Source organism: Nonomuraea sp. NPDC001699, from assembly GCF_053596455.1.
Genome location: NZ_JBSFGF010000085.1, coordinates 1 through 1,319 on the forward strand (window position 1 = coordinate 1; position 1,319 = coordinate 1,319).

Annotated in this window: 1 protein-coding gene; it reads left to right on the top strand. The window is 68.2% G+C overall.

The features are described 5' to 3' along the window. Nucleotides 1-229 precede the first annotated feature (229 nt). Nucleotides 230-1,288, top strand: a complete 1,059-nt coding sequence (locus tag ACWCSU_RS52810) for an IS110 family transposase (protein ID WP_449945261.1) — start codon at nt 230-232, stop codon at nt 1,286-1,288. Nucleotides 1,289-1,319: the final 31 nt, after the last annotated feature.

The window sequence follows — 1,319 nt, forward strand, 5'->3', positions numbered from 1 at the left end:
CTGACAGAGATGATGTAGGTGAGCACCTCCCGCCAGTCCTGACCCAACCTCTGACTGACCTCGGGTCTTCAACGGGATCTGTCGGTCTGAGCGGGAGGTGCTCAGCTGCACCACCGGACGTGGCGTTGTGACCTCATAGGAGCCTGGCCAGAGGCCCCTTCTCTGTCTTGTCCGCCCTGCCCAGCCGGTGCGTGCCGCCCTGCCCACCGGTCAAGAGCACAGGACGACGATGCCCTCCATTACACCCGACACCACCGCGATCGACGAAGTCGCCGGCGGCGTCGATACCCATCAAGACACCCACACCGCAGCTGTGATCGACATGATCGGCCGGGTCCTGGGCAGCGAGCAGTTCCCCACCGGCACCACCGGATACGCCGCCCTGCTGACCTGGATGCAGTCGTTCGGCACGGTGACGGTCATCGGAGTCGAGGGCACCGGCGCCTACGGAGCCGGACTGGCCCGCCACCTGCGCGAGCAGGGAATGAACCTGGCCGAGATCGACCGGCCCGACCGCAAGACCCGCCGTTTCCAGGGCAAGTCCGACCCGATCGACGCGATCCAGGCGGCCAAGGCGGCCCTGGCCGGCGACCGGACCGGCACGCCCAAGCAGCGCGATGGCCGGGTGGAAGCCCTGCGCTGCTTGCGCGTCGCCCGCCGCTCGGCCGTCGACCAGCGCGCCGACACCCAGCGCCAGATGAAAGCCCTGATTGTCACCGCCCCCGACGGCCTGCGCACCCAGCTGCGCGGACTGCCGGTCAAGAAACTCATCACCACCTGCGCCACCCTGCGTCCCGACCACGCGCACGCCCACGACCCGGTCACCGCGACCATGATCGCGCTGCGTTGCCTGGCCCGCCGCCATCAGCAGCTCACCGCGGAGATCGGCGACCTCGACGAACTTGTGGAACCCCTCGTGGCCGCCATCAACCCCGGTCTGCTCGCTGCCTACGGCCTGGGCCCTGACACCGCCGGCCAGCTCCTGGTCACCGTCGGGGAGAACCACGACCGGCTCGGCTCCGAAGCCGCCTTCGCCATGCTCTGCGGAGTCGCCCCGATCCCCGCGTCATCCGGCAAAACCCACCGCCACCGTCTCAACCGCGGCGGCGACCGCCAAGCCAACGCAGCCCTCTACCGCATTGCGGTGGTCCGCCTGCGCTGGGACCCCCGCACCCGCGACTACATGGAACGACGCACCAAAGACGGCCTGTCCAAGAAGGAAATCATCCGCTGCCTCAAGCGCTACATCGCCCGCGAGCTCTACCAGATCATCACCAAGCGATCATGATCGCCCCACTTGACGTCAATAGGAGCATCCC

Bases quoted from the DNA above. Each gene is read 5' to 3' on its own strand.
- ACWCSU_RS52810 (WP_449945261.1), top strand. From the start codon at position 230: ATGCCCTCCATTACACCCGACACCACCGCGATCGACGAAGTCGCCGGC.